We start from the raw sequence: 17107 nt of genomic DNA on the forward strand, positions 1-17107 counted from the left end.
CATTTAGCCCGCTTTTTCTGATAGTTTTTTGAGTGATAAACATGTCTTATACTACTTTTAGCCGAAACCATAATAACCAAATGCAAGAGCCAATGTTTTTTGGCCAAACTGTGAACGTATCTCGTTACGACCAACAAAAATACCCAATTTTTGAAAAGTTAATTGAAAAGCAACTGTCTTTCTTTTGGCGTCCTGAGGAAGTAGATGTAAGTAAAGACCGTTTAGACTTTCAGGCATTACCAGATCACGAAAAGCATATATTTTTAAGCAACTTAAAATACCAAACACTGCTTGATAGTGTACAAGGTCGTTCGCCAAACGTGGCTCTACTTCCAATTGTATCGCTACCAGAGCTCGAAACCTGGATAGAAACATGGGCGTTCAGTGAAACAATTCACAGCCGCTCATACACGCATATTATCCGTAACGTAACACAAGCACCTGAGCTTATTTTTGATGACATTGTTAGCAACGATAAAATTAGCGAACGTGCTGATGCCGTAACTAAATACTACGATGACTTAATTAACTCTGTATCGCTTTACAACTTATACGGTGAAGGCAAACACGAGATTAACGGTAAAACAGTTATCATTAATTTATTTGAGCTTAAAAAGAAACTTTACCTGGCTATGATGTCGGTAAATATTCTTGAAGCGATTCGCTTTTACGTAAGTTTTGCATGTTCGTTTGCATTTGCTGAGCGCGAGCTAATGGAAGGTAACGCTAAAATCATCAAGCTAATTGCACGCGATGAAGCACTTCACCTTTCTGGTACTCAGCATATTTTAAACATCATGCAAGACGGTAAGGACGATCCAGAAATGGCGATTGTTGCTGCCCAGTGCCGCGACGAAGCAATTAAAATGTTTGTCGATGCTGCAGAGCAAGAAAAAGAGTGGGCCGAATACTTATTTAAAGATGGTTCAATGATTGGCTTAAATAAACATATTTTATGTCAGTACGTTGAATACATTACCAATGCACGTATGACTGCGATTGGTTTGCCAGCACAGTTTGAAAACAACAGTAACCCTATCCCGTGGATAAACTCGTGGTTAGTGTCTGATAACGTGCAAGTAGCACCACAAGAAGCAGAAATAAGCTCATACCTTGTTGGTCAAATTGACTCTCAAGTTGATGCATCAGAATTTGGTGATTTTGATTTATAATGAGTGACAAGTCTACTGCAAGCATAACGCTTGCAGAAAACAGCCAGTGTATAGAATTTATCGCTGGCTGCCCTTCTCTTCTACACTGCTTAGAATCCATGAAAATAGACGTCGCATTCCAATGCCGTGAAGGTTATTGCGGCGCTTGTAGAGCAACTTTAGTGTCAGGCAGTGTTGAGTATAACGAAGAGCCACTTGCGTTTGTACGCGAAGGCGAAATACTGTTGTGCTGCTGTAAACCCAATGGCAATGTAAGTATTGATCTGAAATAAAAATCAATACTTACATCTATCGTTTATTAAACTTATCAATAGTGTGGAACGAACCGGTAATGTCCGGTAATTTTATAATCAAAAAGCATATCGCTTTTTTGCGGACCACGCCCTATATTATGCACAATAAGTGGGTTACCCGTATCTTGAGATAACTCATTAATCACCATACCTATATGAGGTAAATTACCTGGTAACATCCACGTTATTATATCGCCGGTTTTATAATCACTCACTTTGTTGGATTTACTCAATACGTTTGCATGGCGCTCAAAGTAAGCTTGTAAATTTGGAACACGTCGGTGATCTATATTTTTATCAGGCTTAGTTAAGCCCCAAATACGTTTAGATGGATACAGCGCAAAGTTTTTTTGCATGTCTTCATGCACGAGTTTCTGTAAATCAACACCTAACTTTCTATAACTTCTAATTATTACATCGGTGCACACACCTATATTTTTAGGTACATCCCCACCAGGGTAGCCAATAGAGCGATAAGCGCCGTCGTAATTCACATCATGAGTTGTACGCTCAAGCAGAGCTGAAACAATATCTTCTTCAAACGATGCTGCATTACTATTTATACACGCTAAAGTAAGTAAACACCCAATAATTCTGTACATATAAACTCCTTTAAACCTAAAATTGAGTTACAGCGTTTGGGCTACGTGCCTAAGAACGTCTATTTTATTGCCTTTACTTGCAAATTGCGTATCCAGCGCATATGCCATTTTTTCAAGCGGAGCGTCGTTGTATCCTACATGTTGGATTTCGCTAATGTAACGCATCATAAACGCGTCTGGACCAAGTTTAAGCCACTGCGCTACATGCACAAGCTCATGAAAATGAACCCTCAAATCTTTTGCAACCTCAGGAAGTAGATAATAGGTATTTTTATACGTTATACCCGCCGCGTCCATATCGACAAAATCACCTAGACCCATTTCTCGCAGACCCGCAAAGTCTGGCTTTGGTATTTGGTCTACAACAACGTAATACGCGTTTTTTAAAAACTCGCTAGAATAAAACCCATAAAATTCATTACTGAATTTATCACACCTCACTTTTTGACTACTGTATTTTAAATTTGTAGCGTCAATCCAATTTTCTATTTGTTCTAGCACAGCTCCTCTCCTAGAGTACAAATGCAACACACCATGTGTAAACCTTAATCTAATATTGTAGTAAACTTTTTAACCAGCACTTTTAGTATTAACACCTCGCAACTAGCGAAGAAAATAGAACGCATAGAATATCTAAACAAAAAGCTCTAAATCAAAATTATCATATGAGCATAACCTGTCTATAAACAGTAAAACCCTTTTTTATACTTTTTAAAGTGTTATTATTTGTAACTAAAATAGTAACACTTAAAATCATGTATAATTTTCCTAATACACTCTTTCGCATGAAAATAATGCGTTTCAGTCCCATTGTCTTACTGGTCATATTAAGTAATACAGCAAATGCTGAAAATATAAAACCGTTCACATCAGATGGCTGTAGTGCTTTTCCGGACGGCACGACAAAAGATAAAAAGTTGTGGCTTGCATGTTGTAAAGCGCACGACTACGCCTACTGGCAAGGTGGCACTTATTGGCAACGTTTAGAAGCAGATAAAGCCTTGCAACAGTGTGTTATTGAAGCCGGCGAAACGAGTATAGCGAACCTTATGCTTGCTGGAGTTCGATTTGGTGGCAGCCCTTATATACCATCGACTTTCAGATGGGGCTATGGTTGGCCCTATCCTAGGTTATATCAAGCATTAACAGCTGATGAAATTAAGCAAATTGCTGCTTTAAAAACGGTATTAACTCAAACCAATTAACACATTGTGAAAAACTGGGTTATGCAAATAATATCAAAAGGAATTGAATCACTATGCTTATACTGTTAAGTATCATTTTAACTTTGTTTCCAACGGTAATATCTTATTTTGTTTCACGTAATTACGCTAAAAAGGCTAAAGCGACTAATAAAGGTGCTTACATCAGAGCTGTGCTTTGGCCTAGTGTTTTCTCGTGGACACTATTTGCTGCTGTTGGGCACGGTGCAATAATCTTCCCCTTACCTTCAACGTTTGCGCTCGTGTTATATGTGTTTCTATATGACGAACGTGGTATCTATTTCCATCCTCACATATTTTTAAGCCCAACGATTCCAATAGCCGTTTATTTAATAAGCTATTTCAAATACAAAAAAGCGGCCAATAAAGAACTAACGCCCTAGCCCACTGTTGGCTCATCAGTATCTTGTAAGTCCTGCTGTACACTTCTTTGCTGTGAAACTACAACGTTATTATCTGAATATAAATGTGTAAATAACAGGTCTAGTAAATTAATAAAGCGTCATTACCAAAAATAACGAGTTTACCTATGCCCCTAGATATACAAAAAAGCCTTAAAGTAAAACCTGCTCACATCGTCTCATTTATTGTGTTTTTATTAGTTTCAATATCTACGTTTACCGCTCAAGTATATGCCGCTGATGCTGTATGGCCTTCAAAAACCACTTACAAATATGCAAATGTAAACGGTAAAAAGATATTTTACCGAGAAGCTGGCGCGCAGCATAAGCAAACCATTGTACTTTTACATGGGTATCCGTCGTCTTCACACAGCTACCGAGAATTGATCCCACTCTTATCAGGTCGTTATCATGTGATTGCACCTGATTATTTAGGCTCTGGTTATAGCGCACGCCCAAACCCAAAAACTCAAAAATATACTTTTGAATTACTAGCTCAATACGTTGAAGGATTACTAACAACACTTAAAGTAAAGCGCTACAGCCTTTATATACAAGACTTTGGAGCTCCTGTGGGCTTTAGAATGTTGTTAAATAACCCAAATAAACTTGATGCACTTATTGTACAAAATGGTAATGCGTATTTAGAGGGGCTAACCCTACCGAGGCAAGCGTTTTTTAAAGCCGCGAATGAGGACAAATCACAAGCGCAGAGTGATAAAATTTATTCGTTCACGTCTAATAAAGCCATTATTAATAAGCAATATTTACGAGACGTACAAAGTAACCCAGAAGTAATGAGCCCTGATAGCTGGACGCACGATCTTCACTTTTTACAAACTAAATCCGATAGAGTAATTCAAGTACAATTGCTACAAGATTACTACAATAACCTTCTCGACTATCCTAAATGGCAAGCTTATTTACGCAAGTACCAACCAGCAACATTAATTGTATGGGGTAAAAACGACCCTGCGTTTATAGCCGCAGGCGCTAAAGCATATTTGAAAGATGTACCGAACGCTGAAATACATTTACTCGATTCAGGACACTTTAGTGTTGAAGAAAAACCAGTTGAGATTGCAAAGTACATTGTGAACTTTATGGATAAGCTATAAATAGCGGAAATAAAAAAACGCTGAGGGTATAAACCATCAGCGTTTCATTAAATTGTATTAACTTAAGCTAAATCCAAAGAAATAGTATTTAATATGGGTAACTGTCAGATCAAGTCTGAGCTAGTAAATTTTAAGTATTTAACCTTCTTCTTCAATAAGTGATTCTAGTAGATCGTGTATTTCAGCTTTAAGCTCTTTGTCTTCTATTTTATTAGCACTAACCTTAGCATTTTGAAGATTTTTAATAGCCTCGTCTTTTTGACCAAGTTCTAGCTGCAGTGTAGCCATTGAAAAAGAAACTGATGACATGTGATCTTTGTTATTAATCGCAACAGACTTTTCTAATGCTTTTTCATAAGTCGTGATTGCCTCTTCTAGCTCTTCGGTAAAATCAGCCAAAGTTTCCCATTGTACTGGGTGATCTTTTGAGGTATTTTCGTTTTCAATACAAATCGCTTTTAATTGAGCAAATAAAGATTCAAATTTTTCTCGGTTATTTTTGTTAGCCGCCGCCATTAAATCTTCTGCTAGGTCATGTACCGCTTTATATATTTTTGTATTCATCATCACTGGTTATCCTTTAGTGCAGCTAAACTAATTTACTGACTCAATTTAGCTAAAATGTATCATTACAGTCATTATAAAATGTATTTAAACAACTGATTTATTTAATTTGGTGTATATCGTAATAATACATTAATAATGAACATCGCGTAGGCGTTAAACACACTGTAATTAAACTTTATCGCAATTACTCTTAGTAACCTCACACACTGATGAAACTTGAAACCCAATCCAACGTAAAGATGGTCGTAAACACTTTAAGTGCAATGACAACGATAAATAATAAGATGATTGCCGCTTTGGCTTTGCTACTTTTGAGGTTGTTCCAATATAATAACTTTGCATTAAATTCTGTTTTTAACTTAGTAACAGCTTCTTTCATAATTACATCCTACTTAGGTATCCCGCTCAGCAACATTTAATAAATACACAGCTGCCCAAGCAGGTTTCATAATATTTTTCGCCACCTTAGAGTAAAGCATTAAATAAAGCCTGTACTATATAAAATGTAACAAGGGGTTTTAACTTAAGTTATTGTATCTAACTTTTTTACACACCCAAAAAGCAAACAATGGGGCAATTCAGTAGAGCGTTAATAATAAATTTGGTGCTACACTAATAGCTAACTTAAATGTGTTAACAGCCAACTAAATTAGCAAATTATGAAAGAGTGTAATCAGTGTGGTAAATGCTGTATTAAATATGGTGGCGGCGACTTAAGCGCAACGAAAGAAGAAATAGATTTATGGGAGCTCTTTAACCCCGAAATTTATGAGTACGTTAAAAACAACGAAATTTGGTTTGACCCAAAAACAGGCTCAAGACTTCAAGTGTGCCCATTTTTAGAAATTGCGCCTAAAAAGGAGCCTCTCGCTAAAAATATGTATACCTGCAGTATTTACCTTGACCGTCCAGAAGACTGCCGCCACTACCCTAGCCTTATTTCAGAGATGATCCGCGACGAATGCGAAATGATTGAATCTATAGATATTACAAACCAGACAAGAGCGCAGCATAAACTAGATTTGATAATGATAGATAGCCGCTCTTAGATACCTAGATAAACCTGCAGCGCTATGAGTCTCGCACTTAAATAAATAGGTATTTCTATTAACATACCTATTATTATAATTTTTATAAAATTGGTTTAATCGTCATTTTTAGATCATTCATCGCAAAATACAAAGTTATACTATAACATTGTTGATTCACTGATTTTGCGGTGTTATATTATATCACAACATAATAACCGCGAACCAATATATCCATGACAAAGTTAACATTAATCTCCTCTGCTATTTTTTCTGTTTTATGTTCTCAATCAGCTTTGGCTGCCACTGTTACTGGTAAAGTAATGGATGATAAAAATCAACCAATTAAAAATGCCTCAATTCATGTGCATGGCAAAAACCAAAGCGTAAAAAGTAATGATTTAGGCGAATTTGCTATAGAAATCGATGCAAATAGCCAATTACATATTAGTAAAGACAACTACGTAGACTCTCGTATTGCTGTTAGCGAATCTTCAAATAATCTGTCTGTGTCACTTAAACCAACATCGGTTGAGACAGTGGTTGTTTATGCCTCTGCACTTCATAAAAATAGCCTCGAGATGATATCGCCAGTAAGCGTGCTCTCAGGTGATGAATTAAGAAATAAATCAAAACCAACTCTTGGTGAAACTCTAAAAGGTTTACCAGGCGTAAATGCAAGTTACTTTGGCCCTGTATCATCAAGCCCAATTATTCGTGGTTTAGATGGCCCTCGCGTTAAAATCACACAAAACGGATTAGATGCCAGCGATGCATCACGCATTGGCCCAGACCACGCAACATCAAGCGACAGCCTAGCAGCAGAACAAATTGAAGTATTACGTGGCCCAAGTACCCTACTTTATGGCTCTGGTGCAATTGGCGGTGTTGTTAACGTGGTTGATAACCGCATCCCTACAGACAATATCGACGAGCTTACGGGTGCTGCTGAATACAGCCACGATACAGTGTCAAACTCAAACACAGTAGCTGCAAAACTTGAAACAGGTAATGAAGGCTTTAACTTTCATTTTGATGGCACTAAGCGCAGTGGCGATGATTACCAAACACCTACCTTTACTATTGCCGACGATGATGGCGATGTAGAAACAGAGAATTCTGTAGAAAACACATTTATTGATAGCGAAACACTTAACTTTGGTACCAGCTATGTTGGCGATCATTTAACGATTGGTTTTTCGTACGGTAGTATTGATACCGATTACGGTATTCCTGGGCATGAGCATCATCACGATCACGAAGGTGAAACTGAAGAAGAGCATGCAGAACATGAAGACGAAGCAGCTGAAGAGCCGGTTTACGCACATTTAGCGCAAGATCGCTGGCAAGGGCTTGTAAGTTACGCCCTTCATAATAACTGGATTGAAACCATCAACCTACGTGTTGGCTACACAGATTACTCGCACAGCGAAATTGAAGATGGCGAAATTGGTACTACTTTTAAAAATAAAACGACTGAAGCACGTTTAAATGTAGAGCATAAGTTTGCTGATTGGCACGGAATGATGGGCTATCACTACAGCGATTCTGACTACGATGCAATTGGTGAAGAAGCATTTACACCTGCAAGTGTAACTACAACTAACGCATTATATTTACTTGAAGAGCGTGAATTTGGCGACGTTACAATTGAACTTGGCGCACGTGTTGAAGATTACAAAATTGAAAGCCAAATCACGGCACACGAGCATAGCCACGGTGAAGTAGAGATAGATCACAGCGACGAAGAAACCATTGGGTATAACGAAAGTTTTACCAATTTAAGTGCCTCTGCTGGTGCCATTTGGCAATACAAGCCGGGTCATAGTATCGCTACGAGTATTTCTCATTCAGAACGAGCACCACTTTCGGCAGAGCTTTTATCTAACGGTTTACACATTGCAACTGGCACTTACGAGCTAGGCCTTGGTTACAATATTGAAGATAATGAAGCGCATTTTGAGCCAGAAAATATCAAACAGGAAACTTCAACAAACTTAGATTTAAGCTTTAGACGCTTTAGCGGTGATTTTGGTTACACCGTTAACTTTTTCTATAACGATATCAAAAACTTTTATTTTCAAGAAAATACGGGTTTAGTTTACGATGAAGAAGATGGTTTAGAATCAGCTATTGGTGCACATGACGATGCTGTTGCGGTTTATCAGTTTACAAGTAAAGACGCAGAGCTTTATGGAATTGAGTTTGACGCGCATTACCAAGTAACACCAAGCGCTATGGTTAAAGTATTTGGTGACTCAACTCGTGCAAAACTAAAAGACGACGAAGGTAATTTACCACGTATCCCTGCTAATAAATTAGGCTCTGAGTTACAGTACGATTTAGGTGACTTACAACTAACATTAACGGGTACTCATTACTTTGATCAAAACGATGTAACTGCCTTTGAAACTCAAACTGATGGCTATACGTTATTTGATGCACAAGCTAATTACCAATTAGGTTTAGGCAGTGTCGATGCACAGCTGTATATAAACGTTGATAACATTACTGATGAGTTAGGTTTTGTACATAGCTCATTTATTAAAGATAAAGCACCACTACCAGGCAGAAACTTCCGCTTTGGTGTTCGTGGCTATTTTTAATAATTAAAAGTAGTTTTAGTTTATAAACCGCATTTTATTAATGCGGTTTTTTTATTTTTAGAATATATAATATCGATCGGCAATAATACTTGATCAATTCAAGGGATTAAACTTTGCACTAACTGCGTAAAAATTATGATATACGACTGCATGGATGCAAAAGGTAGAGCAATGCAGGAGCAATTAGTGATAACAATTAGTTAAAAAAGCTTTTGCCTTGTTATCAACACTATTTTCTTAGCGCAAAATAGATCACTTAATTAGGGTCTGTTGATCTTTGCGGATTAAAATTTGTTCAAACTAGGGGCTATTTAATCGCGGCGCGAGGTTTGTAACCTAGTGGGCTAAGTAAAAACCGAGCAACAAAGAGTAAATAGCCCCTAGAAAGAACCCTTTGGGCAGCGCCTGTTTGGCATTAATGCTACGTTATCGCCCATTTATGGGGAATAACCACACTACATAGGCTCTGCCTTGCCTAAATACCAAACAGACTGCTGCAAATTTAACCTTGAAAGATCAACAGACCCTAATCGAATTGGTATAAAACACTTAGATTACAGACACAAAAAAGCCGTATTCAGATTGAATACGGCTTTTTAAACTCTTAATTTTAAAATTTATTTAAATTAAGAAATGATTTCGTGTAGTTCAACGTCAAATACAAGCGTTGAGAAAGGTGCGATTGCAGCACCTGCGCCACGTTCACCATAAGCAAGCTCATGAGGAACGTAGATACGCCATTTAGTACCTACAGGCATCATTTGTAATGCTTCAGTCCAACCTTTGATCACGCCACCAACTGGAAATTCAGCTGGTTGACCGCGCTCGTATGAGCTATCAAACACAGTACCGTTAATTAGTGTACCGTGGTAATCAACACGTACTGTAGACTCAGCTGTTGGCTTTTCGCCTTCGCCAGTCGCTAGTACTTCATATTGAAGACCAGACTCAGTTACTGTGATTTCAGGACGTTTTGCGTTTTCTTCTAAGAATGCAATACCTTCGGCAGAAAGTACTTTAGATTCTTCTTCACGACGAGCTTGGATCTCTTCGTTAATCTTTTCGAATGCAGCTTGAATCTCAGGGATCTCAACTTGAAATGCGCTACCAGCGTACGCATCTTTCATGCCTTCAAATACTGAATTTAGGTTTAAGCCTTCAAAAGGATTAGACTTAAGTTGCTCACCCATTTGTAAGCCAATACCGTAACTTGCTTTTTCAGCATCTGTAGTAAAATTATCTGACATAATGTGTTTTTCACGTTTTGTTAGTTAAAAGACACGTATATGCTATCACAAAATAAACCCCGTTTGGGGCTAGTTTTTGCTGAGTTTTAGCTTAATTAGGCCAACAATATAACTACAAAGCGGTAAAGTGAATAAAATTCCAACAAGTAAAGGAATAGCTAATAATCCAGATTCACCAGACAATAAAAATGGCACTGCAACTAAGCCTACTAAACCAATAAAAGCAGAGCCAATTACTGGCCAATGTTTATCATATTTAGTAATAAGATGGGCAGCCAAAATATTAAAACCAAGACCATAAGCAAAAGCGGTAATTAATGGATATTCTGGTTGTGCGTCGACCGCCATTTTTGCCAACAAGCTAATAGCACTTTGATAGCAGTAACCAAATACCACCCATAATAAAAGATGTTTTATTAATTGCTGTGAGGTTGATAGGTTCGTTGCTTTAGTCATTAATTAAACTCCACAAAGCAAAAAACCGCCTATAAGGCGGTTTTTTTAAATAATGGTGGAGAGATAGGGATTTGAACCCTAGATGGGCTATAAACCCATGCCGGTTTTCAAGACCGGTGCATTCGACCACTCTGCCATCTCTCCGTACGGCGCGAATAATATGGTTAAACGTGTTACTTGTAAAGAGCTAAATATAAATTAATCGTAAATAATTATTAAACGATTAAAAACAAGTCACATTGCTCTTTTGTTGCGCTATTTACTGCAACACGCTTATTAATTCAATACTCAGTAATATTGTTTGGGCCTGCGAGCAATCCAAGAACAAATCAAACAAGCCAATAAACTCAATGCCGTGAATGTTACACTTTGAAAAATTAAGTCAAACCGATTTAAATCATCACTTGGCACTATTACAAACATAAAAGCGGGGAGTACACTTAGCGCTAAAACATAACAACACACTTTAAATGCCCGTCCAAAGTCAAAACGTTTAGACTGTTGCATCCACAAAGTTAACAGTATTAGCATACCTATTGCAGAGCCTGCTATAAAATGCGCTGCATTTGTACTCATTGCAACATACAAAGTTACAAAAGCACCAACAACTCCCCAAATTGACCACGCAAGCCAGTTTTCTTTTTCCTGTAAAAATAAATTTCCCATTGTTTTCGTCTTCTTTATCGTTATTTTTATTAAGACTTTCCATAATGTATCAAAAAACAACCGATTAAAAAACAAACTGAAGAAGAATTATTAACTTTTGTGCTTCCAAGCGCTTCTCACAGCCAAACCACTAACTCTTTTATATTACTCTTAGTAACCTTAATGAATTATGACTATGCAAATTGCATAAAGTTCATACTATTTCACAAATTACTAAAATAATGTTCTGGTTTATGGCGAGGTGACTTTTTACACTCGACTTGAGGAGTACCAATGTATAAGTACCCTACTATTTCATCTTGCTCATGTAAGTTAAGCGCTTTTTTGACTGCTCTACTTTGTGCAAAATAACCTGTGCGCCAAACACCACCTAAACCTTGAGCAAATGCAGCTTGTTGCATTGCTAATACACTACAGCCTGCACTTTGTACTTGCTCGATACGAGGAACTTTTGGGTGTTCTTGATATTTAGCAATTGCTATTACAATCATCGGCGAACGAAGGGGAAGCTCTTTAGCACGGTTAATTACTTTTTCTGTCTGTTGCTCTGCCACTGCACTTTGATGGTAAATTTCACCCAGTTTATTGCGTGCATCACCTTGAGCTATGATGAACTGCCACGGTGCTATACAGCCATGATCAGGAACACGTAATGCTGCTTGCTTAATTATGTCGAGCTGCTCAGGCGTAGGGCCCGGCTCTGTTAGTTTAGAGTCTGATTGGCGAGTAAGTAAAAGCTCGATAGCGTTCATAACGATTCCTCAAAATTCAAAACGATAGAGTAACATTTAAAACCTTAAATAATAAATACCGAGAAATTAAAATGCAAAACGGCCGCAAAGGGTCAACTATGCAGCCGTTAATAAAATACATTTAATGCGCTATTTTTTTATAACGTTTCGCTTTAACCAGTAATCAAAACTAACAAAACGCCCACCGCCCATAAAAAATAAACTTAAGAGCATAGCAAAATAAATTGCCGAAAATTCTATGCCATTATTTAAAATAGATGGTTTACCTTTTTCGTATAGGTAATCAGGAAAGCCATGCTCTTCAACTAAGCCTCGAATTTTTCCTATCCTGTCTTGTACTTCTAGTGAGTTTTCGAGGCTTTCTTTTGCACCTGGTATAGATAACCAATCAAGTACTTGCGCAGCACTTGTTTCTGGATTAGTCGGCGCTATTGCAAACCACCCGTTATGCCAATGTACTGAAGTAGCCGCTACAACCATTGTGAACATAAGCGGGATACTGACTAGGCGAGTTAAAAGGCCAAATAATAACAACCAACCACCTAAAAATTCACTCCATCCAGCTAAAAAAGCTAGTAAGTCAGGAAACGGTAAGCCTAAACCCCATTCACTATTACCAAACCATTGAACGACATCAGGCGACGCTAAAAAGTTATTTAGAAAGCCTTCTGTTTCAGTGCTTATAGCAAGTTTGTTATAACCTGCGATGATCATAACGGGAGCTAAGATTAAGCGAAATAGTAAAGCAGGTAAACCATCTAAAAACGATAGTTTACCCAATATTGTGTTATAAAAACTGATTAGTTTATTCATGCGTATCCTGTGTGTTCAATGTTTATTAAGTTATAGACTATAAACAACAAAGACCGTATAAATTGATAAACTATTTCAATTTATTTACAAAGGTTAAATACTTCTCGCCACTTGTAGGGCTTCAAAAATAGCGCGTTTAGCATCAATTGCAGCAGCCAGTTTAGCTCCGCCTATCACATGCACTTTTGCGTTATCTGTGTAACCTTCTAGCACTTCGCTATTAGAAACCTGACCAATACAGGCAATAACAGTATCTACCGGCAGCACTTGTACTTCTCCAGCAACATTAATTGTTAACCCATTTTTATCAAAACTTTGATATTGGCAATCAGCAATTTGTTTAACGCCATGCTGTTTAGCAACTTGGCGATGTATCCAACCAGTGGTTTTACCAAGCTCACTACCAAAACGACCCGAACTGCGTTTTAACATATACAATTGGCGCTCGTCTTTATGAGGCTGTGCATCACACTCAATCCCCCATTGCGTTTTAAACTCGCTAATAGATTGTGATTTATGTTCGCTTAAAAACGCAACCATATCAAAACCAATACCGCCAGCACCTAAAATAGCGATTGATTTGCCCAATTCTACTTCGCCGCGTATGACTTCGTCATAGGCAAACACACGCTTATCATCACTACATTTAATAGAGGCTTCACGCGGCCTAACGCCTGTTGCAAAAACAATATCATCATAATCTTTAAGCATTGAATCGTCGTAAGCTTTACTAAGCTCCACACTTACTTTTAATCGCTCGAGCTCATTAGTGAAGTAAGTAAGTGTATGGTTAAAGTCTTCTTTACCCGGTATCTGCATGGCTAAATTAAATTGACCGCCCATTTGCGATTTTTGATCAATTAACGTGACGTTATGCCCTTTTTGAGCCAAGTAACAACTTGCTGATAAACCAGCAGGACCTGCACCGACAACTAATACATTTTTAGCTTTGGCTGCTTGCTCTAGCGGGTAATCTAGCTCAAATGCAGCTTGTGGATTAACTAAACACGTAGCACGTTTATTTTTAAATACGTGATCTAGACAACCCTGGTTACATCCAATACAAATATTAATTTGTTTAGATTGATTGTTTACATACTTATTAAAAAACTCAGGATCAGCCAATAACGGACGTGCCATCGAAATTAAATCAGCCTCGCCCGCATTTAAAATATCGTTAGCAATTTCTGGAGTATTAATTCGGTTAACAGCAATAACTGGCACGCTCACCACGTCTTTTAAACGTTTTGATGCTTCTTTAAATGCACCCGGTGGCACCATACTCGCAATAGTCGGTACACGCGCTTCGTGCCAACCAATGCCAGTGTTAAATATATCAACACCTGCTTTTTCAAGTTCGGTAGCCTGAATAACAACTTCCTCTGGTGTTGAACCGTTTGGAATCAAATCAATGACCGACAATCTAAAAATAATTAAGAATTTTTCAGATACTTTTGCTCTTACAGCTTTAACTATTTCAAGTGCAAGTCGCATTCTATTTTCTAAGCTGCCACCAAACTCATCATCGCGTTTATTGGTGTGCGGCGCCATAAACTCATTGATCAAATACCCTTCAGAACCCATGACTTCTACGCCATCGTAGCCGGCTTTTTCAGCCATATAGGCAGAATACGCAAAGTCTTTAATTGTTTTTTTAATCGAGCCAAGCGACATCGCTTTAGGTTTATAAGGATTAATAGGTGCTTTTATTGCACTTGGTGCTTGATTGAAAGGATGGTATGCGTAACGTCCAGCATGTAATAATTGCAAACAAATTTTTCCACCGTGTTTATGCACAGCATCTGTGTAGGCGCGATGCTTAAACACATCGTAATAACTATTAAATGAGGAAGAAATAGGTGTTAGCTTGCCACGTAAATTAGGGCTGTATCCGCCTGTAATTAACATCGCGGTGCCACCTTTTGCACGTGCTTCATAAAATGCGCGTAAGCGTTTGCGGTTATGCCAGCCCTCTTCAAGACCTGTATGCATTGAGCCCATAACTAAGCGGTTACGTAATTGTGTGTGTTTTAGTTGTAATTGTTGTTCTAACATCTTGTGCCCCGTTAACTGGTCTAACCTGTATACATTAGCTAATTCTGCTTTAATGGCAAGTAATAAGCAATATGTGCATGCATTTAATTAAAAATAGCAGTAAAAACTTACGTTTATATAGGTTCATAAACACTTCGTTACGATTTAGCAGTTAAATTTATTTTTATTCTAGGCTAAGATGGAACTAATGTATTAACTGTACCAAATTAAGGAGCTATTTTGATAGCAAAGGTATTTAAAGGTATTTGGGCTGGAATTAATTTTTCTCGTCGCTTAATACTAAACATTTTGTTTTTATTACTGGTAATTGTTTTCTTTGTGTCACTCTCAAGTGACGATGATCAAATAATAGTTGAAAATGGCTCTGTACTCAGGCTTAACTTAAATGGCCCTATTGTTGAAGAGAAAACATATATAGACCCAGTTGAAGCCGCAATTAGTGATGCAACCTCTGGTTCTGAAGCACCAAGCGAAATATTACTCGACGATATTGTTGAAGTAATAAACGAAGCGACTAAAGACGATCGTATCACGGTGATATTGCTTGATTTACAAGAGATGCCTAAAGCACATTTAAATAAACTTAAGCAAATTACAAAGGCTATTGATGCCTTCAAGCAAGCTGGCAAAAAAGTAATTGCATCGGGTTATTACTATACTCAAGCACAATACTATATTGCATCGCATGCTGACGAAATAGCTATGCACCCATACGGCAGCGTAGGTATTGAAGGTTATGGCATGTACCCGCTTTACTTTAAAGATGCACTTGAAAAGCTTGAAGTAACGCAGCATATTTTCCGTGTTGGTACATTTAAGTCAGCAGTAGAACCTTTTATTCGTAACGACATGTCCGATGCAGCTAAAGAAGCTAACCGCGTTTGGTTAGGCGCTCTTTGGAGCGAATACAAACAAGATGTTGCCGCTGTTCGCCCGTTTGATGAGTCAAATTTTGACGAAACAATGGACGTATATCTAGAAAAAATGAAAGCTGCCGATGGCGATGCAGGTAAATATGCACTTGATCACCAGTGGGTTGACTCTTTAAAAACAAATCAGCAAGTTCGCAAACAATTAATTGATTTAGTGGGCACACAAGAAGATGGTAAGACATTTAAGCAAGTTTCATTTCGTGAATACTTAAGCTTAATTAAACCGCCTATTGAAATTGATAACCCTATTACCGAAAAAGTAGCGGTAGTTGTTGCTAAAGGTACGATTGTTGATGGTGAGCGTAAAGCGGGCGAAATTGGGGGTGACTCTACAGCTGCCCTACTTCGTAAAGCACGCCTGGATGATAAAGTTAAAGCGGTTGTACTACGTATAGACTCTGGTGGCGGTAGTATGTTTGCCTCTGAAGTTATTCGTGCTGAAGTATTAGCCCTTAAGGCTGCTGGTAAACCTGTTATTGCTTCAATGAGTTCTGTGGCTGCATCAGGTGGTTATTGGATTGCCTCTGCTGCAAACGAAATTTGGGCAGCACCAAGTACAATTACAGGCTCAATTGGTGTATTTGGTACGTTTATGACATTTGAGAAAACCTTATCGAAAATTGGTGTTTATTCAGATGGCGTTGCAACAACCGAAATGGCTGGCTTTTCTATCACTCGTCCACTAAATGAAAAGATGGGTCAAGTAATTCAAATGAACGTTGAGGAAGCATACGGTCGCTTTTTAAATGTTGTTGCTGATGCGCGTAATATGACGCCTGAGCAGGTTGACAAAATTGCCCAAGGCCGTGTATGGATTGCATCTCAAGCACTTGAACTAGGTTTGGTTGATAAGCTAGGCGACAAACAAGGTGCGATTGAAGCCGCTGCTGCACTTGCCAAGCTTAATCATTATGAAGTTAAAACTATTAAACAAGATTTAAGCTCGCAAGAAAAAATGATTCAAAACATTTTTGGTAATGCGTCTATTAAATCTATGCTTGGTTTGCAAACACAAAAAACATCTGTGTTAGCAACACAAGCTAATTTACAAAGTGTTATTAACCAATTAAGTACTGAAGTTGAAAACCTTAAGGATTACAACGATCCACAAGGTGTATACGCACGCTGTTTAGTGTGTAACGTTGCACAATAAAAGTGCATAGCTTCACCTAATCA

General features: G+C 37.9%; 17 protein-coding genes and 1 tRNA gene. 7 read left to right on the plus strand and 11 right to left on the minus strand.

From position 1 onward, the window contains the following. Window positions 1-41 precede the first annotated feature (41 nt). Window positions 42-1172, plus strand: a complete 1131-nt coding sequence (nrdB, locus tag QT16_RS17800) for a class Ia ribonucleoside-diphosphate reductase subunit beta (protein WP_002961159.1) — start codon at window positions 42-44, stop codon at window positions 1170-1172. Beyond that, a complete protein-coding gene (yfaE, locus tag QT16_RS17805; protein WP_039489790.1) occupies window positions 1172-1444 on the plus strand; it encodes a class I ribonucleotide reductase maintenance protein YfaE in 273 nt (90 codons plus the stop codon). Before nrdB ends, yfaE begins: the two co-directional genes overlap by 1 nt. Before the next feature lie 35 nt (window positions 1445-1479). On the opposite strand, the gene QT16_RS17810 is transcribed toward yfaE, so the two are convergent. Both QT16_RS17810 and QT16_RS17815 read right to left on the minus strand, forming a co-directional pair. Next, window positions 1480-2067, minus strand: coding sequence for a DUF1287 domain-containing protein (locus QT16_RS17810; RefSeq protein WP_039489793.1), 588 nt, complete (start codon window positions 2065-2067; stop codon window positions 1480-1482). 27 nt (window positions 2068-2094) lie between these two features. Further along, window positions 2095-2568: a hypothetical protein gene (locus tag QT16_RS17815; protein WP_039489795.1), complete on the minus strand. Its 474-nt coding sequence runs from the start codon at window positions 2566-2568 to the stop codon at window positions 2095-2097. Between the two features lie 293 nt (window positions 2569-2861). On the opposite strand from QT16_RS17815, the gene QT16_RS17820 reads away from it, so the two are divergent. Beyond that, entirely contained in the window at window positions 2862-3272 is a 411-nt protein-coding gene (locus QT16_RS17820; protein WP_039490160.1) for a hypothetical protein, read from the plus strand. Between the two features lie 547 nt (window positions 3273-3819). Beyond that, entirely contained in the window at window positions 3820-4809 is a 990-nt protein-coding gene (locus tag QT16_RS17830; protein WP_039489797.1) for an alpha/beta fold hydrolase, read from the plus strand. Window positions 4810-4947: 138 nt separating this feature from the next. Here QT16_RS17830 and QT16_RS17835 read toward each other — a convergent pair whose 3' ends face one another. Both QT16_RS17835 and QT16_RS17840 read right to left on the minus strand, forming a co-directional pair. After that, the gene (locus QT16_RS17835; RefSeq protein ID WP_002961147.1) at window positions 4948-5376 is read right to left on the minus strand and encodes a hypothetical protein; all 429 of its coding nucleotides are present in this window, start codon (window positions 5374-5376) and stop codon (window positions 4948-4950) included. A 199-nt stretch (window positions 5377-5575) separates the two neighbouring features. Beyond that, complete coding sequence (locus QT16_RS17840) at window positions 5576-5755, minus strand: hypothetical protein (protein ID WP_039489799.1); 180 nt, start codon at window positions 5753-5755, stop codon at window positions 5576-5578. 280 nt (window positions 5756-6035) lie between these two features. Between QT16_RS17840 and QT16_RS17845 the strand changes: the two genes are divergently transcribed. Further along, window positions 6036-6425, plus strand: a complete 390-nt coding sequence (locus QT16_RS17845) for a YkgJ family cysteine cluster protein (protein ID WP_039489801.1) — start codon at window positions 6036-6038, stop codon at window positions 6423-6425. Between the two features lie 215 nt (window positions 6426-6640). Next, window positions 6641-9010 (plus strand): TonB-dependent receptor, encoded by a 2370-nt coding sequence (locus QT16_RS17850; RefSeq protein WP_039489803.1) that lies wholly within the window; start codon window positions 6641-6643, stop codon window positions 9008-9010. A gap of 626 nt (window positions 9011-9636) precedes the next feature. Here the strand turns inward: QT16_RS17850 and bamJ are convergent. The 7 genes from bamJ to QT16_RS17885 form a co-directional block, all read right to left on the minus strand. Further along, window positions 9637-10257 carry a BamJ family beta-barrel-assembly machinery protein gene (gene bamJ, locus QT16_RS17855; protein ID WP_002962890.1) on the minus strand — a complete coding sequence of 207 codons (621 nt, stop codon included), beginning with the start codon at window positions 10255-10257 and terminating at the stop codon, window positions 9637-9639. Between the two features lie 69 nt (window positions 10258-10326). Beyond that, on the minus strand, window positions 10327-10713 hold the full coding sequence (locus QT16_RS17860; protein WP_002962891.1) for a hypothetical protein: 387 nt from the start codon (window positions 10711-10713) through the stop codon (window positions 10327-10329). 53 nt (window positions 10714-10766) lie between these two features. After that, window positions 10767-10857: transfer RNA gene (locus QT16_RS17865), tRNA-Ser, on the minus strand. Window positions 10858-11001: 144 nt separating this feature from the next. Continuing rightward, on the minus strand, window positions 11002-11379 hold the full coding sequence (locus QT16_RS17870) for a hypothetical protein (RefSeq protein ID WP_039489805.1): 378 nt from the start codon (window positions 11377-11379) through the stop codon (window positions 11002-11004). Window positions 11380-11582: 203 nt separating this feature from the next. After that, on the minus strand, window positions 11583-12131 hold the full coding sequence (locus tag QT16_RS17875) for an NAD(P)H nitroreductase (RefSeq protein ID WP_039489807.1): 549 nt from the start codon (window positions 12129-12131) through the stop codon (window positions 11583-11585). 129 nt (window positions 12132-12260) lie between these two features. After that, window positions 12261-12944, minus strand: a complete 684-nt coding sequence (locus QT16_RS17880) for an HvfX family Cu-binding RiPP maturation protein (RefSeq protein WP_039489809.1) — start codon at window positions 12942-12944, stop codon at window positions 12261-12263. Between the two features lie 93 nt (window positions 12945-13037). Further along, on the minus strand, window positions 13038-14999 hold the full coding sequence (locus tag QT16_RS17885) for an oxidoreductase (protein WP_039489811.1): 1962 nt from the start codon (window positions 14997-14999) through the stop codon (window positions 13038-13040). 219 nt (window positions 15000-15218) lie between these two features. Between QT16_RS17885 and sppA the strand changes: the two genes are divergently transcribed. Continuing rightward, entirely contained in the window at window positions 15219-17084 is a 1866-nt protein-coding gene (gene sppA, locus QT16_RS17890) for a signal peptide peptidase SppA (protein ID WP_039489813.1), read from the plus strand. Window positions 17085-17107 lie beyond the last annotated feature (23 nt).

The sequence above is a fragment of the Pseudoalteromonas distincta genome (assembly GCF_000814675.1).
Lineage (GTDB): Bacteria > Pseudomonadota > Gammaproteobacteria > Enterobacterales > Alteromonadaceae > Pseudoalteromonas > Pseudoalteromonas distincta.